Raw genomic sequence first — 22732 nt, 5'->3', positions numbered from 1 at the left:
GCACGCCGGTCGGTGCTTATCCGTCCAGCGGCAGCTGCAGGTTGATCGGTCGACCGTTCTGCTGCAGGCGGCACTGCGCTGCCGGCTGCGGCCGTGCGTAGTGGAATCCCTGCAAGCTGGGGCAGCCGTTGAGGCGCAGGAACGCCGCCTGACGCTCGTTCTCCACGCCTTCGGCGACCACGTGCAGGCCGAGGTGGCTGGCCATGGTGAGGATACCGCGCACCAGCGCGACCGACTGTTCGCTATCCGGCAGCCCGCTGACGAACTCGCGGTCGATCTTGATGCCATCGAAGCGGAAGCGCTGCAGGTAGGTCAGCGAGGCATAGCCGGTGCCGAAGTCGTCGAGCAGCAGCGGCAGCCCGGCGGCCTTCAGACGGCCGAGGGTCTGCTGGACATGCTCATCGGCTTCGAGCAGCGCACTCTCGGTGACCTCCAGTTCCAGCATGCTCGCCGATGCGCCTTCTTCCTCAAGAATCGCCAGCAGGCTGCCGGCCAGATCCGCCTGGCGGAAGTCCAGTGGCGACAGGTTGACCGCGATGCGCAGCGCATGCCCCATGGCGTGCCAGCGACAAGCCTGGCGGCAGGCCTCGCGAAACACCCAGCGGGTCGCCTCGATGATCATGCCGCTCTCTTCCAGCACCGGAATGAACTCCCCGGGCGGCACCAGGCCGCGGTCCGGAGAAGCCCAGCGCAGCAGGGCCTCCATGACTTCCGGCTCACCCTGGGCGTTGACCTGCGGCTGGTAGTGCAGCACGAACTCTTCGTGATCCAGCGCGCGCCGCAGTGCCTGCTCCAGCTCACGGCGGCTGGCGGCTGCGTCGCTGAGTGCTTCGTTGTAGATGACGGTGCGATTGCGTCCGGCGTCCTTGGCCGCATACAGCGCCAGGTCGACGCGCTTGAGCAGCTCGGTGGCGCTGTGCCGGCCGTCGCTGACGGCGATGCCGATGCTCGGGCTGACGAAGCACTCGTACTGACCGATGCGCACCGGCAGCTCGAAACGCTCGATGATGCTTTTCGCCAGTTGTTCCGCACGCCGGGCATCGCTGCTGTCGAGCAACAGCATGAACTCGTCGCCACCGGTGCGCGAAAGCAGGGATTTTTCCGGCATCAGCTGGCCGAGGCGATCGCCGATCTGTATCAGCAACTTGTCCCCTATTTCGTGGCCGAGGCTGTCGTTGATGCGCTTGAAGTGATCCAGATCGAGGTAGAGCAGGCTCAACGGCAGGCGAGCTGCCAACAGCTGGTCGAGGCGCTGCATCAGGTAGTTGCGGTTGGCCAGCTGGGTCAGCGGATCGAAGTGGGCGAGAAAGCGCAGCCGTTGTTCGGCGCGCAGTCGGTCGCTGATATCGCGCAGCAGGACCAGGAAATGGCGCACGCCGTAGCGCTGGAAGGGCGTGCAGCTGATTTCCAGCGGAATGTCCTGACCGTTTCGGCGGCCGGTCAGCTCCAGCGTGGTGTTCGCCGGCGTGCTGCGCAGGCGCGCGGTGGCATCGCTCTCTGCCAGGCGGTCGCCCGGCAGGTTGCCGATGAGCTCCTCCGGCGTACAACCGAACAGGGCGGCAGCCGCCGGGTTGGCCTGCAGCACGCGCAGCTCGCGGTCGACCACCAGCATGCCGATCGGCGCCGTGTCGATCAGGTCGCGCAAGAGCTGTTCGCTTTCGCTGAGGGCCAGCTGCCGCTCGTGCAGCTGGTTCATCATGCGACTGAGGGTGGCGGCGAGCCGGCCGATCTCATCGCGGCCGGTCACTGCCAGGGTCTGTGGCCGCTGGTCGATGGCGAACTGCCTTGCGGCCTGGTCGATGCGCGCCAGGCGGCGCGTCAGCAGGCGTCCGTAGATGCGGTTGAGGATCAGGCCGAGCAGCAGCAATAACGTAAGGGTCTGGGCCAGATAGAACCAGGCGTCACGCTTGGTCTGCGCGAGCATCGGCGTGAAGTCGTATTCGGCCAGCAGCGCTTCGCGCACCGGCGTGCCATCCTGTGCGACACGGTCCAGCGGGTAGATCGCCAGCTGTCGCGCGCCTTCGCCGGCCCAGGCGGGTCGACCGCTGTCGACACGGGCCTTGAGCGCGGCGGCGTCGATCAGCTCGAGCCGCTCGGCGGTCAGGCCCAGCCGGGTGGTGGCGATTATCTGCAGGTCAGGGCCGATCACCATCGCCCAGCGCACCCCCTCCAGGCTCGCCAGGTCGGCCAGCTCCGTCTCCAGCTCGGCGTTGCGCCCCAGCCGGCGATGGTCGCTCAGGCTGCTCTGCAGCAGGGCTAGGTGCTGCGCGGTGTGGTCGCGCCAGTCGGTGAGCGTTTCCTCGATGCGCGTCGGCAGGTGCCAGGTGGTCAAGAGCACCGTGAACATCAGGCCGAAGATGCCCAGCAGCAGGGGCAGCGATTTTCGCAGCGACAATCTTGTCAGCATTCGAGCACCTCACAGCGGGGGACCAGCCCCTCATGCCGGATGTTGTTCAGCAGTTGTCGTTCGCTCATGTACCGGCTCAGGCGCTTGATGCTTCGGTGCAGCTGGCCGTCATGGAGCCATTCGCGATTAACCGCAGGGTCGCCCATGAGCAGACCGTCGAGAGTGACCTGCAGCGCAGCGGGCGTCAGGCCCAGGCGTGCAAGCAGGTGCGGGTCGGTCTTGGCGCGCTGATCCTGCCAGGCGCGCAAGGCGTCGAACCAGAGCGCTCTGAGGCGCTTGCGCTGCTCAGGATTGACCCGCTGGCGATCAACGACCAGAACGTCGACGATCTCCCCCGGCAGTTGGCGGCTGTCGAAGATGCGGCGCGCGCCGCTGGCCTCCAGCGCCGGCCCTTCCGAGGCGAAGGTGATAACCGCATCGACACGTCCGGCGGCATACGCCTCGACCTGCTCATGCACCGGCAGGCTGACCACCTCTAAGTCTGCAATGGTCAGCTGCGTCTGATCCAGCACACGGGAAAGGAAATAGGCACCAAGCGCAGTGTTCTCCACGCCGATTCGCCGGCCACGTAGGTCGTCGAGGGTGGCTATCGGCGCGCGGGCGAAGAGGACGTCCGCGCCGGCGGAAACATTGGTGACCAGAATGATCTCCAGATTCAGATCGGCGCTGGCCTGCAGCAGCAGCGTTTCGTCCAGGGTCAGCATGGCGGCATCCAGCATGCCATTGCGAAAGCCGCGCAATACGCCGGTGGTGGTTGGGTACTCAACCAGGCGAATGCCGCTTGGAGCCGTCCATCGAAATTCGTCTGCCAGATACAACGGTGCATAGCCAAGCCAGCGGTTACTGCCGACCCGGATATTGTCCGGGTCGGGCTGACAGCCGAGCAAGACGATGAACGTCATCAATAGTATTGAGCCCCGGACCATTCGATCACTCCGTGATACCTGAATGCCACCATAGCGAAACCGTACGGTCACGGGAATCCCTGCTAAAGCAGTGGGTATTCCCACCGAGTGCAGTAGAGACCTCGCCGTTGACGCGATGACCTGGGTCCGCAGTGCCTGCTGCCGGACGTGGCAGCTGAGCTGCGACAACGTGTCCGGCGGACGCAAGCGCGCGTCTGGTAGCTTCCAGAACAAGAACTTCGCGTAGGACGCGACGGAGCGGAAGCTTGAAACGCAAGGCAGGACTATTGGCGGCACTCATATTGACCCTGACGCTGGTGCCAATGTGGGTCTTCGTTATCAATGAGATAAAGCACGAGCGCGTCCTCGCTACGGACGCCGCGCGCAACGACGCGATGAACCTGGCCACCGCCTTCGAGGCGCATGTGCACAGCGTGATAAGACTGATGGATACCGTGCTCCTAGATATGCGCGAAGACGTGCTGGAGCACGCCGACTTCGCCGGTTATGTGGACGAGGAGCTGGCTGTCTATGGCAATTTCCTCACGCAACTGGCAGTGATCGACAAGGACGGCCGACTGGTTTTTTCCAACCTCGACGCGAATATCAAGCCTGTGGATCTGAGTGATCGCGAGCATTTCCGCGTACACCGCGACCACCCCGGGGAAGACCGCCTGTTCATCAGCAAGCCGGTGCTGGGCAGGGTGTCGAAACAGTGGACCATCCAGTTCACTCGCCCCATTCACCAAGACGGTGAGTTCGCCGGCGTTCTGGTGCTCTCCATTCCCACCAGCTTCTTCGCTGACTACTACCAGCAGATAAACGTGGGTCCCAATGGCAGCATCGCGCTGGTTGGCACTGATCGCAGCTTGCGTGCCATTGCTGCGGGAGCGCCCGTCGTCGGTCGTTACGGGCGTTTCAAGGTGCCGGAAGACAAGCCCTATTTCGATCCGAATGCCCCTGCGCGCGGTTATTACGAAGGGGTGAGCGCGATCGATGGTGAGTATCGCCTGGGTGCCTACCGGCGGCTCGCCGATGATGGGGTCGTGGTCGTGGTGCTGTTGTCGCCGAAGGATTTCATGGCTGCGTTCGATGAGCGCCGGGAGCTGCTGATTGCCTCGGCTGGCATCATCTCGCTGCTGCTGGCGGCGGTCGCGCTGCTGATATTTGTCCTGAGCAACCGCTATTTCCAGAGCACGGAAAAGCTGCGTCAGGCTCACGATCAACTGGCGCAGCTGGCCAATACCGATGTGCTGACGGGGGTGAGCAGCCGTCGATCGTTCCTGACCGGCCTGGAGGCCGAGCTTGCCCGGGCTCGCCGCCACGATGAAAGCCTCAGCCTGCTGATGCTCGACATCGACCACTTCAAACGCGTCAACGATGTGCACGGCCATCCGATCGGCGACGCGGTACTCAAGCAGTTCACTGCGACATGCGCCAGCATGCTGCGCGCGCACGATCTGTTCGGCCGTCTCGGTGGAGAGGAGTTTGCAATTGCACTGCCGCATACAGATCCCGACGGCGCACGCAGTGTGGCCGAGAAGATCCGCATGGCCATCGAGCAGGCGCCATTGACGACCGCAGCGGGCAACATCGAGATCACGGTTAGCATCGGCGTGGCCCAGACGCAGGCCGGGCAGCATGAGATCGATCAGTTGATCGCGTGGGCGGACAAGGCGCTCTATGACGCCAAGCACGGAGGTCGAAACCAGGTTCGCGTCGGCCGCCCGGAGGACGAAGCGGAAGGCTAAATCGCGGGCAATAAAAAAGCCGGCTTGTGGCCGGCTTTTCTTCAGTGCTTCGACTTACTTCTGGTAAGCCTCGGCAGCTTTGATGATGGCGGCACGGGCGGCGTCGGCGCCTTCCCAGCCTTCGACCTTGACCCACTTGCCCTTCTCGAGATCCTTGTAGTTCTCGAAGAAGTGCTTGATCTGCTCGATCAGCAGCGGCGGCAGATCGGTGTATTCCTTCACGTCCACGTACAGCTGGGTCAGCTTGTCGTGCGGAACGGCGATCAGCTTGGCGTCGCCGCCGGCTTCGTCGGTCATGTTCAGTACGCCGACCGGACGGCAGCGGATGACCGAACCCGGGGCAACCGGATAGGGGGTCACGACCAGCACGTCGAGGGGGTCGCCGTCATCGGCCAGGGTGTGCGGAATGAAACCGTAGTTGGCCGGGTAGAACATCGGGGTGGCCATGAAGCGGTCGACGAACAGGCAGTCGGTGTCGTGATCGATTTCGTACTTGATCGGCGCGTGGTTGGCCGGGATCTCGATGGCGACGTAGATGTCGTTCGGCAGGTCTTTGCCAGCCGGGACTTTGCTGTAGCTCATGAACGATGGGCTCCTGATCGGCCAGCGCGGCCTGGGGGCGGAAAAAGTGGGCGCGATTATAGGCGCAATGTCGCGTGCAATGCACGCCGGCTTCGACGCGCCCGGCCTACGCAGGTTCCCGGTAATCGGGATGTTCGGCCTGCAGGCGTTGCAAGCGCGCCAGCGTGTCCTGCCGATAGAAGTCCGCCAGCTGCGCGTAGACCTCGGGAAAGGCCCGATGCAGCACGTCGGGCGCGCTGAAGAAATACTCGCTGGTCACGGCAAAGAACTCTGCCGGGTTCTCGGCGGCGTAGGGGTCGATCAGTGTCTCGGCATCCGGGTCGGCGTCGAGCATGCGGTCGAGCTGGTCGTAGGCGCGCTGCATGGCGCTGGCCCAGGCGTCGATGCGCATCTGCCGGTGCAGCGGCGGCAGGCCGTTGGCGTCGCCGTTGAGCATGTCCAGCTTGTGCGCCAGCTCGTGGATCACCAGGTTGTAGGCCTCCCAGCCGCCACTCTGCTGTACGCCAGGCCAGGCCAGTATCACCGGGCCCTGCAACCAGGCTTCGCCGCTGTGCTCGGCGTCCCATTCATGCTCGACGCCGGCGGCGTCGCGGTGCTTCTGCGGGCTGAGGAAGTCGTCGGGGTAGATCACGATCTCGTGAAAGCCGCGATACCAGCCGAGATCGGCCAGGTGCAGCAGCGGCAATTGCGCCTGCAGCGCCAGGCGCAGGCGGTCCTCGGCTTGTAGTTCGACCCCTGCCAGCGGCGTCAGGCGCTTGTCGTGCAGAAACAGCACGGCGCGCTCACGCAGACGGCTCAACTCGTCCCCGCTCAGGCCATCGAGTATCGGCAGGCTGTCGAGCACCTGCTGCCACAGCTCAGGCGCGACCGGATTGCGGGCAAGGATGCGTTTGCGCTGCCAGGCGCGGAAGGACCACATGGGCGGAGGCTCCAGCGAAGTGGGCGCCCACATTAAGCGTGGCTGCGGGATGCGACAAGCAGTGAAGTACCGTCGGTCGGTGCGTCACGGGACTGTCAAGCGGGGCGGCTACATCAGGAGAACCACTCACTCGCAAGGAGACCCCGAGATGACCGCACCGGATCAGAAACGCCGCCAACTGCTGCAGGGCATCGGCGCCGGCATCGCCCTGCCGGCCCTGGGCATTGCACCCGCCATCATCGCCGCGCCGCGCGAGCGCCCGCAGATGCTCGACGGCGTGCAGTCCGGCGACGTCACGGACGGCCGCGCGCTGATCTGGAGCCGCTGCGACAGGCCCGGGCGATTGGTCGTCGAGTGGGATACGCGCAGCCGCTTCGGCAATCCGCGGCGCATGCTGTCTTCGATCACCGATGCCGGTCAGGACTTCACCGCCCGCGTTGATCTGCGTGGGCTGCCGGCAGATCAGTCGATCTTCTACCGCGCGCGCTTCGAGGATGCTCGCAGCGGCGTGCTCAGCGAGCCCTGGTTCGGCCATCTGCGCAGCGCACCAACTCGCCCGCGCAATATCCGTTTCGTCTGGGGTGGCGATACCTGCGGCCAGGGCTACGGCATCAACCCGGACTTCGGCGGCATGCGCATCTACGAAAGCATGCGCATGCGCCGACCGGACTTCTTTCTGCACAGCGGCGACGTGATCTATGCCGACGGGCCGATCCCCGCCGAGCTGACTGCCGAGGACGGCAGTGTCTGGCGCAACCTGGTCACCGAAGAGAAGAGCAAGGTCGCCGAGACGCTTCGCGAGTTTCGCGGCAACTACCGCTACAACCTGCTGGACGAGAACCTGCGCGCCTTCAACGCCGAGGTGCCGCAGATCTGGCAGTGGGATGACCACGAGGTGACCAACAACTGGTCGCCGAGCAAGGAGCTGGATGACCGCTATCAGCAGGTGCGCGACATCGATACGCTGGTGCAGCGCGCACGCCAGGCGTATCTGGAATACGCACCGATGCGCCTGGCCCGCGGCGACAAGCTCGGGCGCATCTACCGCAAGGTCAACTACGGGCCGCTGCTGGATGTGTTCGTGCTGGACATGCGCAGCTACCGCGGGCCGAACACCCACAACCTGCAAGCGGAGCAGGGCACCGACACGGCGTTTCTCGGCCGCGAGCAGCTGCGCTGGCTCAAGCGCGAGCTGCGGGCCTCGCGCGCAACCTGGAAGGTCATCGCCGCCGACATGCCCATCGGCCTGCACGTACCGGACGGTCCGCGCTGGGAGGCGATCGCCAACGGCCATGACGGCGAAGCGCTTGGCCGCGAGCTGGAGATTGCCGAGCTGCTGACCTTCATCCAGCGCGCGCGGGTGCGCAACACCGTCTGGCTGACCGCCGATGTGCACTATTGTGCGGCGCATCACTATCACCCCAATCGCGCTGCCTATCAGCGTTTCGAACCGTTCTGGGAGTTTGTCGCCGGGCCACTGAACGCCGGCAGCTTCGGACCGAATCCGCTGGATGGCACCTTCGGCCCGGAGGTGGTGTTCCAGAAGGCTCCGGCGACTGCGAACAGCTCGCCGCGGGCCGGCTTCCAGTTCTTCGGCGAGGTGGAGATCGACGCGCAGAGCGGTGCGCTGGGCGTGAGTCTGCGTGACATCGACGGCACGGTGGTCTACAGCCAGACGCTTGAGCCCTGGCAGCCCGCCTGAGCAGGCTCAGCCGAGCAGGAAGTTGCCGGCGCGGGATTCGCCTTCCAGCACCGGGACTTCTGCCTCGTCCTTGAGCTGTACGCCAGAGAGCTGCCGGCGGCTGGCTTCGCGCATCAGATAGAGCAGGCGGTGCGCGGCCAGGTTGTAGCTCAGACCCTCGGGGCGAATGTTGGAAATGCAGTTGCGCTGCGCATCGTGGCGGCCGACCTGCGGCGCCCAGGTGAAGTACAGGCCCAGGCTGTCCGGCGAACTGAGGCCTGGGCGTTCGCCGAGCAGAATGACCACCATCCGCGCCTTCAGCCGCTGGCCGATTTCGTCGGCAATCGCGACGCGGCCCTGTTCGACCAGGGTGATCGGCCCGAGCGCCCAGCCTTCGGCCTGACACTGCTCGGCGATCTTCAAGGCCATCGGTGCGGCGTGGCGCTGCACCGCCAGTGCGGAGAGGCCGTCGGCGATCACCAGCGCCAGATCGCAACCGTCGCCCGCATGCTCATCGAGCGTTGCGGCGCTGGCTTCGTCGAGGCGCCGACCGAGGTCCGGGCGCTGCAGGTAGATCTGCCGGTCGGTGGCGGCGCTGCGCAGATGCAGATGACTGAGGTCATGCTTTTCCAGTTCGGCGGCCAGCGTTGCGCAGTCCAGTGGCAGATGCACGGCATCGCGCGCCTGGGCGTGGGCGAACTGGAAATCCAGCTGCGCGTCGGTGGGCAGGCTGACACCAGCCCGGCCAAGGGCGATGCGTGCCGGGGTTAGCTGGCGCAGGTGCTGCCAGGGATTTTCGGTGGTGGGGGAGCGGTCGTGCATGGCTACCTCGGAGCGTGACGGTCAGGCGCGTGGAAAAGCGTGCAGCGTTTTCCACCTGAGGATGGGCGAGGTAACGAGAGCGGCTTCATGCCATTTTCTCCAGCGCCCGGCGGAAGGCTTCGGGCAGCTCGCGGCCGAGCTGCAGGCGGTTGCCGTCCTGCCGGAGGATCTGCATCTTCGCCAGCCACTCCTCGAATTCCGGCGCGGGCCTGAGGCCCAGCACCTGGCGCACGTAGAGCGCGTCGTGGAAGGAGGTGGTCTGGTAGTTGAGCATCACATCGTCCGAGCCCGGGATGCCCATGATGAAGTTGATGCCCGCTGTGCCGAGCAGGGTCAGCAGCATGTCCATGTCGTCCTGGTCGGCTTCGGCGTGGTTGGTGTAGCAGATGTCGCAACCCATGGGCACGCCGAGCAGCTTGCCGCAGAAGTGGTCTTCCAGCCCGGCGCGGATGATCTGCTTGCCGTTGTAGAGGTATTCCGGGCCGATAAAGCCCACCACGGTGTTAACCAGCAGCGGCTTGTAGCGGCGTGCGACGGCGTAGGCGCGGGCTTCGCAGGTCTGCTGATCGACGCCGTGGTGGGCGTTGGCCGACAGCGCGCTGCCCTGGCCGGTCTCGAAATACATCAGGTTGTCGCCGAGGGTGCCGCGCTTCTGCGAAAGACCGGCCTCGTAGCCTTCCTGCAGCGTCGCCAGGCTGATGCCGAAGCTGGCGTTAGCCGCCTCGGTGCCGGCGATGGACTGGAACACCAGATCCAGCGGCGCGCCGCGATTGATCGCCTCGATGGAGGTGGTGACGTGGGTGAGGATGCAGGCCTGGGTCGGGATCTCGTAGCGGCCGATCACCGCGTCGAGCATCTTCAGCAGCTCGCAGATGCCGGCGGTGCTGTCGGTGGCCGGGTTGATGCCGATCACCGCGTCGCCGTTGCCGTAGAGCAGGCCGTCGAGGATGCTCGCGGCGATGCCGGCGCCGTCGTCGGTGGGATGGTTCGGCTGCAGCCGGGTGGACATGCGCCCGGCCAGACCGATGCTGTTGCGAAAGCGAGTGACGACGCGGACCTTCTGCGCGACGAGGATCAGGTCCTGCACACGCATGATCTTCGACACCGCGGCGACCATCTCCGGCGTTAGCCCCGGTGCGAGGGCTTTCAGCGACGACTCGTTCGCATCATCGCTGAGCAGCCAGTTGCGGAAATCGCCCACGGTCAGATGGCTGACCGGGGCGAAGACAGCGGCGTCATGGCTGTCGATGATCAGCCGAGTCACTTCATCGCTTTCGTAGGGAATCAGTGCTTCCTCGAGAAAGCGCTTGAGCGGCACCGAGGCCAGGCACATCTGCGCCGCAACGCGTTCGGCGTCGCTGTCGGCCGCGACTCCGGCGAGCAGGTCGCCGGAGCGCGCCGGGCTGGCCTTGGCCATCACCTCGCGCAGGTCGTCGAAGCGCCAGGTGGTGCCGCCCACGCTGTGCGAGTACGCCATGTCAGCCTCCTTCCTTCAGTGCAGTGAAGCTTCGGCCTTCTCGATCGCCGCGAATTCCTCTTCCGGCGTGCCGGCAACAAGATGGTGTCGACTGTAGATCGCGAAATAGGCGATGAAGATCCCGTAGATGATCGCGGCGCCGATTACCACGCGGGGATCGACCAGGAAGCCCGCGATGACCGCGATGCAGGCCAGCACCAGCGCCACGCCCGAGGTGACGATGCCGCCGGGTGTCCTGTACGGGCGATGCAGGTCAGGCCTGCGCAGGCGCAGGACGATGTGCGAGGCCATCATCAAGACGTAGGAGATGGTTGCGCCGAACACCGCGACGAGGATCAGCAGGTCGCCCTGGCCGGACAGCGACAGCAGGAAACCGATGACGCCGGGAATCACCAGGGCCAGCACTGGCGCCTTGTTCTTGTTGGTCAGCGATAACTTGCGCGGCAGGTAGCCGGCCCGTGACAGCGCGAAGATCTGCCGCGAATAGGCATAAATGATCGAGAAGAAGCTGGCGATCAGCCCGGCCAGGCCGACTAGATTGACGAAGCCGCTCATCCAGGTGGACGACCCGTAGGCGGTGGTCAGCGCTTCCACCAGCGGATTGCCGGAGGCCACCAGGGTGCTGGAGCCGGCGCCGCCCGGGCCGACCAGCAAGATCAGGCCGGCAAAGGCGACCAGTATCAGCATGGCGCCGATCAGCCCGCGTGGCATGTCGCGCTGCGGGTTCTTGGTTTCCTCGGCGGCCAGCGGCACGCCTTCCACAGCGAGGAAGAACCAGATCGCGTAGGGAATCGCCGCCCAGATGCCGACGTAGCCGTAGGGCAGGAAGTTGCTGGCACCGGCAGCGGTGGTCGGCGCGATATCGAGCAGCTTGTCCACCGAGAAGTGCGGCACCATCGCGACGATGAACACCGCCAGCGCCAGGGCCGCGACGGCGGTGATGATGAACATCAGCTTCAGCGCCTCGCCGACGCCGAAGATATGGATGCCGATGAAGATAATGTAGAAGGCGAGATAGATCATCCAGCCGCCGATGCCGAACAGCGATTCGCAATAGGCGCCGATGAACACGGCGATGGCCGCCGGCGCGATGGCGTACTCGATGAGGATCGCCGTGCCGGTGAGAAAGCCGCCCAGCGGGCCGAACGCGGTACGGGCAAAACCGTAGCCGCCACCAGCCGTGGGCACCATCGATGACAGCTCGGCCAGCGAGAAGCACATGCACAGGTACATGGTCGCCATCAGCAACGTGGCGATGAACAAGCCACCCCAACCGCCCTGGGCGAGCCCGAAGTTCCAGCCGGCATAGTCGCCGGAGATCACGTAGGCGACGCCGAGACCGACCAGCAGCACCCAGCCGGCGGCGCCTTTCTTCAGTTCGCGTTCCTGGAAATAGCTACTGCCAACGGTTTCGAAATCGATTGCATGGTGCGGTGGCGTTGAACGGCTGTGTTCGAGGGCCATGGGGGAATCCTCTTGGATAGGTTGGCAGGTCTCTCCCTAGCAAGCGTCATGCCCCACGCCGGAAATGCGATATTTACGGTGTTTTGTCAGCCAAGTGTGACAGGAACGCACCTTTTGCGTGCTCCGCAGCACCACGGCGGAGCCCGGCAGGTGTCTTGTTCAAGGCGCGGGCGGGTATGCCGCCCGCGCCGATCTATCAGAAGAAGCCCAGCGGGTTGATGTCGTAGCTGATCAGCAGGTTCTTGGTCTGCTGGTAGCTGTCGAGGATCATCTTGTGGGTTTCGCGACCGACGCCGGACTTCTTGTAGCCACCGAACGCGGCATGGGCCGGATAGAGGTGGTAGCAGTTGGTCCAGACACGGCCCGCCTTGATCGCCCGGCCCATGCGGTAGGCGCGGTTGATGTCGCGGGTCCATACGCCAGCACCGAGGCCGTACTCGGTGTCGTTGGCGATGGCCAGGGCTTCGGCTTCATCCTTGAAGGTGGTGACGCCGATCACCGGGCCGAAGATCTCCTCCTGGAACACACGCATCTGGTTGGTGCCCTTGAGCAGGGTCGGCTGGATGTAATAGCCGGTGGCGAGAGAGCCTTCGAGCTTCTCCGCTGCGCCGCCGGTGAGCACCTCCGCGCCTTCGCCCTTGGCGATCTCCAGGTAGGACATGATCTTGTCGAACTGCTGCTGGCTGGCCTGGGCGCCGACCATGGTCTCGGTGTCCAGCGGGTCGCCGCGCTTGATCTGCGCGACCTTCTTCATCACCGCTTCCATGAAGGGGGCGTAGATGGATTCCTGCACCAGCGCGCGCGACGGGCAGGTGCACACCTCGCCCTGGTTAAAGAAGCCCAGCACCAGGCCTTCGGCGGCCTTCTCGATGAAGGTCGGTTCGGCCTGCATGATGTCTTCGAAGTAGATGTTCGGGCTCTTGCCGCCCAGCTCTACGGTGCTCGGGATGATGCTTTCCGCGGCGCGCTTCATGATGTGCGAGCCCACCGGGGTAGAGCCGGTGAAGGCGATCTTGGCGATGCGCTTGCTCGAGGCCAGGGCCTCGCCGGCTTCACGGCCGTAGCCCTGCACGACGTTGAGCACGCCCGGGGGCAGCAAGTCGCCGATGACTTCCATCAGCACTGCGATACCTAGAGGGGTCTGCTCGGCCGGTTTCAGCACCACGCAGTTGCCTGCCGCCAGTGCCGGGGCGAGTTTCCAGGCGGCCATCAGAATCGGGAAGTTCCACGGGATGATCTGCCCGACCACGCCCAGCGGCTCATGGAAGTGATAGGCCGCGGTGTGCTCGTCGATCTCGGCTGCGGTGCCCTCCTGGGCGCGGATGCAACCGGCGAAGTAACGGAAGTGGTCAGCCGCCAGCGGGATATCGGCGTTCAGCGTTTCCCGCACGGCCTTGCCGTTGTCCCAGGTTTCGGTGACGGCGAGCATCTCCAGGTTCTGCTCGATACGGTCGGCGATCTGCAACAGGATCAGCGAGCGCGCCTGCACGCTGGTCTTGCCCCAGGCATCGGCAGCGGCATGGGCGGCGTCCAGCGCCTTCTCGATGTCGGCGGCGTCGGAGCGCGGAAACTCGGCAATCGGCTGTCCATTAACCGGAGACAGGTTGGTGAAATACTGCCCGTTGACGGGTTCGACGAACTCGCCATTGATGAAGTTGCCGTAGCGGGCCTTGAGGGTAACGAGGGCACCGTCGGTGCCGGGAGGGGCGTAGATCATGGGGGGCTCCGGTTTGTTCTTGGATGGAGATTCGCTGCATAAAGCGTAGATCACGACTTGAATACTGTCGCGGTGGCCAGGGGCGCTTTTCGTGGCGGCAGAGCGAGCGCTGCCGCGCGGTCGGGCCGGGACGGAAGCCCCGGCCCAGGGGCTCAGAGGGCGCTATGGAAGATCGCTTCGATTTCCTCTTGCGTGGCGCGGCGCGGGTTGGTCAGGCCGCAGGCATCGTTCATGGCGTTGGCGGCCAGCGTCGGGATGTCATCGGCCTTGGCGCCAAGCTCGGCCAGGCCGCCCGGAATGCCGATTGCCTGCGACAGGGTACGGATTGCCACGAGTGCGGCTTCGGCACCCTGCGCGGCGTCGAGTCCGCGGGTCTCCACGCCCATCGCGGTTGCAACGTCGCGCAGGCGTTCGGGGCAGACGCTGGCGTTGTAGCTCTCCACGTGAGGCAGCAGTACGGCGTTGCAGACGCCGTGCGGCAGGTCGTAGAAGCCGCCGAGCTGGTGAGCCATGGCGTGGACGTAGCCCAGCGAGGCGTTGTTGAACGCCATCCCGGCGAGGAACTGTGCGTAGGCCATGGCTTCGCGGGCGGGCATGTCGCTGCCGTTCTCGACGGCGGTACGCAGGTTTGCCGAGATCAGTTCGATGGCCTTGAGCGCGCAGGCATCGGTGATCGGCGTGGCGGCGGTCGAGACATAGGCTTCAATCGCGTGGGTGAGGGCGTCCATGCCGGTCGCGGCGGTCAGCCCCTTGGGCATGGCGACCATCAATGCCGGGTCGTTCACCGACAGCAGCGGCGTGACATTGCGGTCGACGATGGCCATTTTCACGTGGCGGGTTTCGTCGGTGATGATGCAGAAGCGAGTCATCTCGCTGGCGGTGCCGGCGGTGGTGTTGATCGCCACCAGCGGCAGTTGTGGTTTGGCGGAGCGGTCGACGCCTTCGTAGTCGGCGATATTCCCGCCGTTGGTGGCGCACAGGGCGATGCCCTTGGCGCAGTCATGAGGCGAGCCGCCACCGAGGGAAATGATGAAATCGCAGGCGCTGTCGCGCAGCTGGGCCAGGCCCTTCTCGACGTTGCCGACGGTTGGGTTCGGTTGTGCGCCGTCGAATACGTTCGATTGGATATCCGCGGCAGCCAGCAGCGCGGCGACCTTTTCGGCGACGCCTGCTCGTGCCAGTCCGACATCGGTGACGATCAGCGCTTTGCGAAAGCCGTAGTTGGCGATGGCGACCATCGCTTCATCGAGGCTTCCGGCGCCCATCATGTTCACTGCGGGTATGAAGAAGGTGCTGCTCATGGTGAATGCCTGTGATTGTCTGGAATGAGGTTTTCGCAGCATCGCATCTGGACCTGAGGGCGAAATGATCTGGCTCAAGAAGGTGACTAGTCGGTCGTGTTTCGGCTCTGCGTCCGACTAACGGCGCCTGGTCGGCTGGCGGGACCTGCTGTGCTAACCTGCGCCGCAGTTTTTCAGTGGGTCTCACCGCTTTTGAGGGCATCCATGCATATCCACATTCTCGGCATCTGCGGCACCTTCATGGGTTCGCTCGCGGTGCTGGCCAAGGAACTCGGGCATCGCGTCACCGGCTCCGACGCCAACGTCTATCCACCGATGAGCACCCAGCTCGAAGCCCAGGGCATCGAGCTGACCCAGGGCTACGAGCCGAGCCAGCTCGAGCCGGCGCCGGACCTAGTGGTGATCGGCAATGCTCTCAGTCGCGGCAACCCGGCGGTGGAATACGTGCTGAACAAGGGCCTGCCCTATGTCTCCGGCCCGCAGTGGCTGGCCGACCACGTGCTGCAGGGGCGCTGGGTGCTGGCGGCGGCCGGAACCCATGGCAAGACCACCACCGGTAGCATGTTGGCCTGGGTTCTGGAACATGCCGGCATGAGCCCGGGCTTTCTTATCGGTGGCGTGCCGCAGAACTTCGGTATCTCCGCACGGCTCGGTGGTACTCCGTTCTTCGTGGTCGAGGCCGACGAATACGACAGTGCTTTCTTCGACAAGCGCAGCAAGTTCGTCCACTACCGCCCGCGCACCGCGATCCTCAACAACCTGGAATTCGATCACGCGGACATCTTTCCGGATCTCGCCGCTATCGAGCGGCAGTTTCATCATCTGGTACGCACGGTGCCGGGCGAGGGGCTGATCATCCATCCCGAGTCGGAAGGTGCGCTCAAGCGCGTCATCGGCATGGGCTGCTGGACCCCTGTGCAGACCACCGGTGACGGCGGCCAGTGGCAGGCGAAGCTGCTCAGCGCCGACGGTTCGCGCTTCGAGGTGATCTTCGAGGGCGTCGTACAGGGCGTAGTGGAATGGGACCTGACCGGCCAGCACAACGTTAACAACGCGTTGGCGACGCTCGCCGCGGCGCGGCATGTGGGTGTGCTGCCGAAGCAGGGCGCCGAGGCGCTGAGCGAGTTCCTGAGCGTCAAGCGACGCATGGAAAAGGTCGCCGAGGTCAACGGCGTGACCATCTATGACGACTTCGCCCACCATCCGACCGCCATCGCCACCACCCTCGACGGCCTGCGCAAGCGCGTCGGTGATACGCCGATCATCGCGGTGGTCGAACCGCGTTCCAACTCCATGAAGCTCGGCGCGCATCGCGAGGGCCTGGCTGAATCCGTGGCGCTGGCCAACCAGGCGATCTGGTACGCACCCGCCAATCTTGGCTGGGATCTGGCCGCAACCGTCGCCGGCTCGCCGGTGCCGACCACCGTGTGCGATTCGCTGGAGGCGATCATCGCCAAGGTGAAAGCTGACGCCGTGCCGGGCACCCAGGTGGTGGTGATGAGCAATGGCGGTTTCGGTGGGTTGCACGGCAAATTGGCTGAGGCGTTGAGCTGATTGCTCAAGGTGGAAAACGCTTCGCGGTTTTCCACCCAACGATGACCGTGGGTAGGGTGGAAATCGCCGAAGGCATTTCCACGCGGATCGCATCAGCAAGTAGGGTGGGCCGGGCGGCGTTCCGCTTCAGCCCGCCCGAACACGACCAAGTGGCTACAAGGGAACAAATGTATGAACGGACCGGAACGCATCACCTTGGCCATGACCGGCGCATCCGGCGCGCAGTACGGCCTGCGCCTGCTCGATTGCCTGATCCAGGAAGACCGCGAGGTGCACTTCCTGATCTCCAAGGCCGCGCAGCTGGTCATGGCCACCGAGACCGATGTGGTGCTGCCGGCCAAGCCGCAGGCCATGCAGGCGTTCCTCTCGGAATACACCGGTGCCGCCGCAGGGCAGATCCGCGTGTTCGCCAAGGAGGACTGGATGGCGCCACCGGCCTCCGGCTCCGGCGCACCGACCGCGATGGTGGTGGTGCCATGCTCGACCGGCACGCTGTCGGCGATTGCCGCCGGCGCCTGCAACAACCTGATCGAGCGTGCCGCCGACGTCGCGCTCAAGGAACGTCGCCAGTTGATCCTGGTACCGCGTGAGGCCCCTTATTCGAGCATTCACCTTGAGAACATGCTCAAGCTATCCAACCTCGGGGTGACCATCCTGCCGGCCTCGCCGGGCTTCTATCACCAGCCGCAGACCATCGATGATCTGGTCGATTTCGTCGTAGCGCGCATCCTCAATCTGCTCAATATCCCGCAGGACATGCTGCCGCGCTGGGGCGAGCACCATATCGTCAGTGACGACTGAGATGATCGGCCGCGCGCTGCTGGTGCTGATGACGCTGAGTCTGCTCGGCGGCTGTGCCAGCGTGCGCACGCTGGATGCCGCCAAGCCCGGCGCACCGATCATCTATTCCGGCACACGCCTGGACTGGTACAGCCTCAACGGCGGTTGCTGCCCGATGGATCGTTTCGGTGCCATGCCGCCGAAATATCCCGCGCTGGATCTGCCCGCCAGCGCCCTGGTGGATACGCTGCTGTTGCCCTTCGCCGTGGCGGCGGAGCTGGGTGTCGGCCTCGGCGTGCGCGGCGGTCTTTGAGCGGCGCGCCTTATTACTGATCTGGGTTCAGGCTGGCCTCCCGTGCAGCAGGCATAATTTCCCCGTCTGCGGCACAAGGAGAACAGGTGTGAAAGACCGAACTCAGTTCCACATGAATTACTGGATGATTGCCATTCTGGTGTTCCTCGGCCTGCAGTACCTGCTGTCGATCCAGCAGGAGGTGGCGACCATCCCCTACAGCGAGTTCGAGCAGCACCTCAAGGAGGGCCGCGTCGAAGAGCTGGCGATCACCGAGCGGCGCATCGAGGGCTTGCTCAAGGAGCCCTTGGCCAGCGGTCAGCGACGTTTCATCAGCAACCGCGTCGAACCGCAGTTGGCCGAGCATCTGCAGCAGTACCCGGTGCGCTACACCGGCAAGGTGGAAAGCACGCTGGTGCGTGACCTGCTGTCGTGGATCGTGCCGGCCATGCTCTTCTTCGGCATCTGGCTGTTCCTGCTCAAGCGCATCGGCAGCGGCCTGGGCGGCGGCGGCATGATGCAGATCGGCAAGAGCAAGGCGCGTGTCTATGTCGAGACCGACATGAAGGTGAGCTTCGCCGATGTCGCTGGCGTCGACGAGGCCAAGGACGAGCTCAAGGAAATCATCGAGTTTCTCCGCGATCCGCAAACCTATGGCCGCCTAGGCGGACGCATGCCCAAGGGCGTGCTGCTGGTCGGTCCACCCGGCACCGGCAAAACGTTGCTGGCGCGCGCCGTTGCTGGCGAGGCGAAGGTGCCGTTCTTCTCCATTTCCGGTTCCGAGTTCGTCGAGATGTTCGTCGGCGTCGGTGCCGCGCGGGTGCGCGATCTCTTCGAACAGGCGCGGGCCCAGGCGCCAGCGATCATCTTCATCGACGAACTGGATGCCCTCGGTCGCGCCCGCGGTGCCGGGCCGCTGTCCGGCGGGCATGACGAGAAGGAGCAGACGCTCAACCAGCTGCTGGTGGAAATGGACGGCTTCGATACCTCCAGCGGGCTGGTCCTGCTGGCAGCCACCAACCGCCCGGAAATCCTCGACCCGGCGCTGCTGCGTGCCGGCCGTTTCGACCGTCAGGTGCTGGTCGATCGGCCGGACAAGGTTGGGCGGGTACAGATTCTCAATGTGCATCTGAAGAAATCGCGGCTGGGTATCGATGTCGACCCGCAGGCCATCGCCGCGCTGACGCCGGGCTTTACCGGTGCCGACCTGGCCAACCTGGTCAACGAAGCGACGCTGCTGGCGACCCGGCGCAATGCCGATGCGGTGGCGATGGAAGATTTCACTGCGGCTATCGAACGCATCATCGCCGGCCTGGAGAAGCGCAATCGCCTGCTCAACCCGCGCGAACGGGAGATCGTCGCCTATCACGAGATGGGCCATGCCCTGGTGGCCATGGCTCTGCCGGGGGTCGATCCGGTGCACAAGGTGTCGATCATCCCGCGCGGCATGGGCGCACTGGGCTACACCATCCAGCGGCCCATCGAGGATCGCTTCCTGATGACCCGCGAGGAGCTGGAAAACAAGATGGCCGTGCTGCTCGGCGGGCGCGCGGCGGAATGGCTGGTGTTCGCCCATCTGTCCACCGGCGCCGCGGACGATCTGGCCAAGGTCACCGATATCGCCCGGGCCATGGTCACCCGTTACGGCATGTCCAAGCGTCTCGGGCATCTGGCGCTGGAGCGTGAGCCGAACTCGTTCCTTGGCAACGAGGCGATGCTCGGCCTCAAGCCGCAACATGATTATGCCGAGAGCACCGCCACGGCGATTGATGAGGAAGTGCAGGAGCTGGTGCAGTCTGCATTCCAACGCAGCCTGGGGTTGCTCGAGGAGCGGCATGAACTGCTTGAGCGCTGCGCGCGTCGTTTGCTGCAGCAGGAGACGCTGGATGCCGATGAGCTGCGTGAGCTCAGCGCCGCTCCAGCCAGCGACCTGGTACAGGCACCCCCTCAGGCCTGATGCGGCGTCAGGGCTGGCGAGTCAGTCGGCCTGGCGCTGGGCATGTTGCGCCAGCGCCCACTCGACATGCTCGCGTACCAGCTCCGAGGGGTCGTCGCGGCGCGCCTGGAGCGCTTCCAGCACCGGGATGCTTGACGGCGCGTTGCCCAGGCCGACCGCCAGGTTGCGCAGCCAGCGCTGGTAACCGGCGCGGCGTAGCGGCGAACCCTCGGTGCGGCTGAGAAACTCCTCTTCCGTCCAGCGGAACAGGGTCGCCAGCTCGGCGTTGTCCAGGCTATGGCGTGGTTGAAAGTCACTCTGCTCGGTGGGGCGGGCGAATCGGTTCCACGGGCAGACGATCTGGCAATCGTCGCAGCCGAATACGCGGTTGCCGATCTTGTCGCGCAGCTCGATGGGGATCGCGCCTTTCAGCTCGATGGTGAGATAGGAAATGCAGCGTCGCGCATCGAGTAGCCGTTCGCCGACGAAGGCATCGGTGGGGCAGACGTCCAGGCAGGCGTGGCAGCTGCCGCAATGATCGCGGGTCGCTGGTTCGTCGACCGGCAACGCGATATCAACGAACAACTCGCCGAGAAAGAACCAGCTGCCGGCCTTGCGATTGAGCAGCAGGGTGTTCTTGCCGATCCAGCCGAGGCCGGCCTGCTGCCCGGCGGCCTTCTCCAGCACTGGCGCGCTGTCGACGAAGGCGCGAAAGCCGAACGGGCCGACCATCTGCTGAATGCGCTCGGCGAGCTGCTGGATGCGTTTGCGGATCAGCTTGTGGTAGTCGCGGCCCAGCGCATAGCGTGACACATAGGCCTTCTCCGGACTCGCGAGCTGCTGCGTCATGCGCGTGTCGCCGGGCAGGTAGTCCATGCGCAGGGAGATCACCCTGAGGGTGCCCGGTACCAGTTCGTCCGGCCGCGAACGCTTGCTGCCGTGGGCGGCCATGTAGTCCATCTCGCCTTGATACCCGGCTGCCAGCCAGGCCTCCAGATGCGCTTCGTGCTCGCCGAGGTCGACATCGGTGATCCCCACCTGCTGGAAGCCGAGCTCACGCCCCCATTCCTTGATGGATTGGGCGAGGGCGGCGGGGTCGAGAGAGAGGCTGGACATTGGAGAGCGGCACGACAGGCGGGTGCGTATAATTCTGCCAGACATTCCGCCGCGATGATCCCTGCTCCGATGACCGATTCCCTGCCCGTCGCTCTGTATACCGCCGCCCAGGTGCGCGAACTCGATGCGCGCCTGATTGCCGCCGGCACTCCCGGTTTCGAATTGATGCAGCGTGCCGCCCATGCCGCCTGGCGTGCGTTGCGCCGGCGCTGGCCGGATGCAGGTGCGGTCACCGTGCTGGCCGGACGTGGCAATAACGCCGGCGATGGCTATCTGGTCGCGGCGCTGGCGCAACGCGCCGGCTGGCAGGTGCGGGTGCTGGCGGTGGGCGATCCGCAAGCTTTGCAGGGCGATGCCGCGCAGGCCCTGGCCGAGGCACGGGCGAGCGGTGTGGTCGTCGAGCCCTGGCATGCCGAGGCGATGTTGCAGGGCGTGCTGGTGGATGCGCTACTGGGCACCGGCATTGCCGGTGACGTGCGCGAGCCATATGTCGCAGCGATCGAGGCGATCAATGCCAGTGCGCTACCGGTGCTGGCCATCGATCTGCCGTCCGGGCTTTGCGCCAACAGCGGGCGGGTGCTGGGTCAAGCGGTGCGTGCCGATCTCAGTGTGACCTTCATCGGACTCAAGCTCGGGCTGTTCACCGCGGACGGCCCGGATCGCGTCGGCACGTTGGTATTCGATGATCTGCAGGCCGATCCGCAGATCGTCAGTCAGGTCGCAGGCGACGCTGTACGCCTGGATCAGTCAACGTTGGTGCCTGTCGCGCCGCGCTCGCCGGTGGCGCACAAGGGCAGCTTCGGTCAGGTGCTGGTCATTGGCGGCGATCTGGGGACCGGCGGCGCCGCGCTGCTCAGCGCCGAGGCGGCGTTGCGCTGCGGCGCGGGCATGGTGACGCTGGCGACTCGTCCGGAACATGTCACCGCTGCGCTGGTACGACGCCCGGAAATCATGTGCAGTGGCGTCGAGTCGACCTATAGCCTGACCGCGCTGGTCGAGCGCGCCGATGTGCTGGTGGTCGGCCCGGGCCTGGGGCAGGCGCCCTGGGGACGCAGCCTGCTGTCGCTGGCGGCGCAACATGAGTTGCCGCAGGTGTGGGACGCCGATGCGCTGAACCTGCTGGCGGCTGGCGGCATCGAATTGCCGGCAGCGAGCGTGATCACCCCGCACCCGGGCGAGGCTGCGCGGCTGCTGCGGTGCTCGGTAGCTGAAATCCAGGCTGATCGCCCCGCTGCGGCGCGTGCGCTGGCCCATCGCTACGCCTGCGTGGCACTGCTCAAAGGCGCCGGTACGCTGATCGCCGCCGCGGATGGTCGGCTGGCGCTGTGTGATCGCGGCCATCCGGCGATGGCCAGTGCCGGTTTGGGCGACGTGTTGGCCGGCGTGATCGGTGCGTTGCTGGCGCAAGACCTGACGCCATTCGACGCGGCCTGCCTGGGGGCGTGGTTACACGCCTCCGCTGGCGAGCGCTTGGGTGAGCAGGGGCGCGGACTCGCCGCCAGCGATCTAATTTCCGTGATTCGTCAGTTGCTCGAGGAGCAGTCGCCATGCCGGAAGTGAATCTGTATGCCGCGGACGAGGCTGCCATGCTCGCGCTGGGCGCACGCATCGCTCAGGCGACCGGCGGTCGTGGCGTCATCTATCTGCATGGCGACCTGGGTGCGGGCAAGACCACGTTGTCGCGCGGCCTGATTCGCGGCTTCGGTCATGCGGGCAAGGTCAAGAGTCCGACCTTCACATTGGTCGAACCCTACGAGTTGGGCGATGTGCAGGTTTACCACTTCGACCTGTATCGTCTGGTCGATCCGGAAGAACTGGAGTTCCTCGGCATCCGCGACTATTTCGAAGGCAATGCGCTGTGCCTGATCGAATGGCCGGAGCGCGGGGCCGGCATTTTGCCAAAGGCCGACATGGACATTACCATTGCACCGCATGAGGCCGGCCGTACGCTGCGCCTGTCGCCCCACACCGCGCGGGGTGAAGCCTGGTGTGTCGCCCTGACCGACGGAGAGCTATGAATAACATGGG

General features: G+C 65.1%; 18 protein-coding genes. 8 read left to right on the top strand and 10 right to left on the bottom strand.

All coding sequences use genetic code 11. From position 1 onward, the window contains the following. Nucleotides 1–16: 16 nt before the first annotated feature. Together BM275_RS17145 and BM275_RS17140 are read right to left on the bottom strand one after the other, a co-directional pair. Nucleotides 17–2407: a putative bifunctional diguanylate cyclase/phosphodiesterase gene (locus BM275_RS17145; RefSeq protein WP_090522497.1), complete on the bottom strand. Its 2391-nt coding sequence runs from the start codon at nt 2405–2407 to the stop codon at nt 17–19. After that, on the bottom strand, nt 2401–3333 hold the full coding sequence (locus BM275_RS17140; RefSeq protein WP_090522495.1) for an ABC transporter substrate-binding protein: 933 nt from the start codon (nt 3331–3333) through the stop codon (nt 2401–2403). The genes BM275_RS17145 and BM275_RS17140 overlap by 7 nt, the downstream gene beginning before the upstream one ends. Before the next feature lie 245 nt (nt 3334–3578). On the opposite strand from BM275_RS17140, the gene BM275_RS17135 reads away from it, so the two are divergent. After that, the gene (locus BM275_RS17135) at nt 3579–5063 is read left to right on the top strand and encodes a sensor domain-containing diguanylate cyclase (RefSeq protein ID WP_244153886.1); all 1485 of its coding nucleotides are present in this window, start codon (nt 3579–3581) and stop codon (nt 5061–5063) included. 54 nt (nt 5064–5117) lie between these two features. Here the strand turns inward: BM275_RS17135 and ppa are convergent, their stop codons facing one another. Beyond that, complete coding sequence (ppa, locus tag BM275_RS17130; RefSeq protein ID WP_014819027.1) at nt 5118–5645, bottom strand: inorganic diphosphatase; 528 nt, start codon at nt 5643–5645, stop codon at nt 5118–5120. Between the two features lie 106 nt (nt 5646–5751). Further along, nucleotides 5752–6564 (bottom strand): M90 family metallopeptidase, encoded by an 813-nt coding sequence (locus tag BM275_RS17125; RefSeq protein WP_090522493.1) that lies wholly within the window; start codon nt 6562–6564, stop codon nt 5752–5754. Between the two features lie 148 nt (nt 6565–6712). On the opposite strand from BM275_RS17125, the gene BM275_RS17120 reads away from it, so the two are divergent. Next, a complete protein-coding gene (locus BM275_RS17120; protein ID WP_090522491.1) occupies nt 6713–8266 on the top strand; it encodes an alkaline phosphatase D family protein in 1554 nt (517 codons plus the stop codon). Between the two features lie 6 nt (nt 8267–8272). On the opposite strand, the gene eutC is transcribed toward BM275_RS17120, so the two are convergent. From eutC to yiaY, 5 genes are all read right to left on the bottom strand, one after another. After that, complete coding sequence (eutC, locus tag BM275_RS17115; protein ID WP_090522490.1) at nt 8273–9067, bottom strand: ethanolamine ammonia-lyase subunit EutC; 795 nt, start codon at nt 9065–9067, stop codon at nt 8273–8275. Between the two features lie 85 nt (nt 9068–9152). Next, nucleotides 9153–10544: an ethanolamine ammonia-lyase subunit EutB gene (locus tag BM275_RS17110; RefSeq protein WP_090522488.1), complete on the bottom strand. Its 1392-nt coding sequence runs from the start codon at nt 10542–10544 to the stop codon at nt 9153–9155. A 15-nt stretch (nt 10545–10559) separates the two neighbouring features. Then, the gene (eat, locus tag BM275_RS17105) at nt 10560–12008 is read right to left on the bottom strand and encodes an ethanolamine permease (RefSeq protein WP_090522486.1); all 1449 of its coding nucleotides are present in this window, start codon (nt 12006–12008) and stop codon (nt 10560–10562) included. Between the two features lie 196 nt (nt 12009–12204). After that, entirely contained in the window at nt 12205–13725 is a 1521-nt protein-coding gene (gene exaC / locus BM275_RS17100) for an acetaldehyde dehydrogenase ExaC (RefSeq protein WP_041015951.1), read from the bottom strand. A gap of 152 nt (nt 13726–13877) precedes the next feature. Next, the gene (gene yiaY, locus BM275_RS17095; RefSeq protein WP_090522484.1) at nt 13878–15026 is read right to left on the bottom strand and encodes an L-threonine dehydrogenase; all 1149 of its coding nucleotides are present in this window, start codon (nt 15024–15026) and stop codon (nt 13878–13880) included. Nucleotides 15027–15230: 204 nt separating this feature from the next. Here yiaY and mpl point away from each other — a divergent pair, with 204 nt between their 5' ends. The 4 genes from mpl to ftsH all read left to right on the top strand — a co-directional run bounded on the left by mpl (nt 15231) and on the right by ftsH (nt 19609). Continuing rightward, nucleotides 15231–16580, top strand: coding sequence for a UDP-N-acetylmuramate:L-alanyl-gamma-D-glutamyl-meso-diaminopimelate ligase (mpl, locus tag BM275_RS17090; protein ID WP_090522482.1), 1350 nt, complete (start codon nt 15231–15233; stop codon nt 16578–16580). A 171-nt stretch (nt 16581–16751) separates the two neighbouring features. Then, on the top strand, nt 16752–17381 hold the full coding sequence (gene ubiX / locus BM275_RS17085) for a flavin prenyltransferase UbiX (protein ID WP_014819036.1): 630 nt from the start codon (nt 16752–16754) through the stop codon (nt 17379–17381). Nucleotide 17382: 1 nt separating this feature from the next. After that, nucleotides 17383–17673, top strand: coding sequence for a YceK/YidQ family lipoprotein (locus BM275_RS17080; RefSeq protein WP_041015954.1), 291 nt, complete (start codon nt 17383–17385; stop codon nt 17671–17673). An 88-nt stretch (nt 17674–17761) separates the two neighbouring features. Next, complete coding sequence (ftsH, locus tag BM275_RS17075) at nt 17762–19609, top strand: ATP-dependent zinc metalloprotease FtsH (protein WP_090522479.1); 1848 nt, start codon at nt 17762–17764, stop codon at nt 19607–19609. Nucleotides 19610–19630: 21 nt separating this feature from the next. On the opposite strand, the gene queG is transcribed toward ftsH, so the two are convergent. Then, nucleotides 19631–20704 carry a tRNA epoxyqueuosine(34) reductase QueG gene (gene queG / locus BM275_RS17070; protein ID WP_090522477.1) on the bottom strand — a complete coding sequence of 358 codons (1074 nt, stop codon included), beginning with the start codon at nt 20702–20704 and terminating at the stop codon, nt 19631–19633. 69 nt (nt 20705–20773) lie between these two features. On the opposite strand from queG, the gene BM275_RS17065 reads away from it, so the two are divergent. Both BM275_RS17065 and tsaE read left to right on the top strand, forming a co-directional pair. Then, entirely contained in the window at nt 20774–22264 is a 1491-nt protein-coding gene (locus tag BM275_RS17065; RefSeq protein WP_041015957.1) for a bifunctional ADP-dependent NAD(P)H-hydrate dehydratase/NAD(P)H-hydrate epimerase, read from the top strand. Continuing rightward, nucleotides 22252–22722, top strand: coding sequence for a tRNA (adenosine(37)-N6)-threonylcarbamoyltransferase complex ATPase subunit type 1 TsaE (gene tsaE, locus BM275_RS17060; protein ID WP_014819041.1), 471 nt, complete (start codon nt 22252–22254; stop codon nt 22720–22722). Before BM275_RS17065 ends, tsaE begins: the two co-directional genes overlap by 13 nt. The last annotated feature ends 10 nt before the right edge of the window (nt 22723–22732 follow it).

Origin of the sequence: Stutzerimonas kunmingensis (assembly GCF_900114065.1) — a bacterium.
GTDB lineage: Bacteria > Pseudomonadota > Gammaproteobacteria > Pseudomonadales > Pseudomonadaceae > Stutzerimonas > Stutzerimonas kunmingensis.
The sequence above is the reverse complement of the archived record's forward strand: the minus strand, read 5'-3'. Positions and strand labels throughout refer to the sequence as shown.

Excerpts from the sequence above, each read along its gene's own strand:
- BM275_RS17145 (WP_090522497.1), bottom strand. The coding sequence starts at position 2,407 with ATGCTGACAAGATTGTCGCTGCGAAAATCGCTGCCCCTGCTGCTGGGC.
- BM275_RS17140 (WP_090522495.1), bottom strand. The coding sequence starts at position 3,333 with ATGGTCCGGGGCTCAATACTATTGATGACGTTCATCGTCTTGCTCGGC.
- ppa (WP_014819027.1), bottom strand. The coding sequence starts at position 5,645 with ATGAGCTACAGCAAAGTCCCGGCTGGCAAAGACCTGCCGAACGACATC.
- BM275_RS17125 (WP_090522493.1), bottom strand. The coding sequence starts at position 6,564 with ATGTGGTCCTTCCGCGCCTGGCAGCGCAAACGCATCCTTGCCCGCAAT.
- BM275_RS17120 (WP_090522491.1), top strand. The coding sequence starts at position 6,713 with ATGACCGCACCGGATCAGAAACGCCGCCAACTGCTGCAGGGCATCGGC.
- eutC (WP_090522490.1), bottom strand. The coding sequence starts at position 9,067 with ATGCACGACCGCTCCCCCACCACCGAAAATCCCTGGCAGCACCTGCGC.
- BM275_RS17110 (WP_090522488.1), bottom strand. The coding sequence starts at position 10,544 with ATGGCGTACTCGCACAGCGTGGGCGGCACCACCTGGCGCTTCGACGAC.
- eat (WP_090522486.1), bottom strand. The coding sequence starts at position 12,008 with ATGGCCCTCGAACACAGCCGTTCAACGCCACCGCACCATGCAATCGAT.
- exaC (WP_041015951.1), bottom strand. The coding sequence starts at position 13,725 with ATGATCTACGCCCCTCCCGGCACCGACGGTGCCCTCGTTACCCTCAAG.
- yiaY (WP_090522484.1), bottom strand. The coding sequence starts at position 15,026 with ATGAGCAGCACCTTCTTCATACCCGCAGTGAACATGATGGGCGCCGGA.
- mpl (WP_090522482.1), top strand. The coding sequence starts at position 15,231 with ATGCATATCCACATTCTCGGCATCTGCGGCACCTTCATGGGTTCGCTC.
- ubiX (WP_014819036.1), top strand. The coding sequence starts at position 16,752 with ATGAACGGACCGGAACGCATCACCTTGGCCATGACCGGCGCATCCGGC.
- BM275_RS17080 (WP_041015954.1), top strand. The coding sequence starts at position 17,383 with ATGATCGGCCGCGCGCTGCTGGTGCTGATGACGCTGAGTCTGCTCGGC.
- queG (WP_090522477.1), bottom strand. The coding sequence starts at position 20,704 with ATGTCCAGCCTCTCTCTCGACCCCGCCGCCCTCGCCCAATCCATCAAG.
- BM275_RS17065 (WP_041015957.1), top strand. The coding sequence starts at position 20,774 with ATGACCGATTCCCTGCCCGTCGCTCTGTATACCGCCGCCCAGGTGCGC.
- tsaE (WP_014819041.1), top strand. The coding sequence starts at position 22,252 with ATGCCGGAAGTGAATCTGTATGCCGCGGACGAGGCTGCCATGCTCGCG.